The sequence below is a fragment of the Alteromonas sp. MMG017 genome, assembly GCF_018100795.1.
Lineage (GTDB): Bacteria > Pseudomonadota > Gammaproteobacteria > Enterobacterales > Alteromonadaceae > Alteromonas.
On the sequence record NZ_JAGJDY010000069.1, the window covers coordinates 1 to 456 of the forward strand.

Annotated in this window: 1 protein-coding gene; it reads left to right on the plus strand. The window is 41.2% G+C overall.

Annotated features, from left to right (window positions below; genetic code table 11):
• On the plus strand, window positions 1-360 hold a 360-nt coding region (locus J8L84_RS20265; RefSeq protein ID WP_348771854.1), incomplete at its 5' end, for a hypothetical protein.
• Window positions 361-456 lie beyond the last annotated feature (96 nt).

The following is a 456-nucleotide window of genomic DNA, read 5'->3' on the forward strand; positions in this document are numbered from 1 at the left end:
GTTAGGTGTATGAATAAGTCTGAAGCACTATCGAAAATTAGAGATGCACTAACGGGAGAATCTCAAGTTATTACCCCAAAAGGTGAAACTTATGAAGATTTAGTTGAACGGCAATCTAAAGAGTTACTGGAAAATGTCATAACCCCTGTATTAGTAACTGTTGTGTCAACATGCGCAAAGAGCGGAGACATCCAGAAGTATCAAAGCGCTAAAGTTTGGGCAATCGCAAAATATAAAAATAACTGGCTGCTAACTCTAGAACACGAAAAAGAATTTGCTTTGGGTTTTGGGGACAATCCTAGTGAAATTATGATGCATGGTTTCTCATCACCAGATGTTCTCGGAGAATGGTGCGCATAATACACCTAACAAGCCAATTAAGGCGGGACTGCTAAAGCTTGGCTCGGTTCCGCTTCGCTACACAGTTTAGCCAAGCATTATCAGCCCCTTATTGGG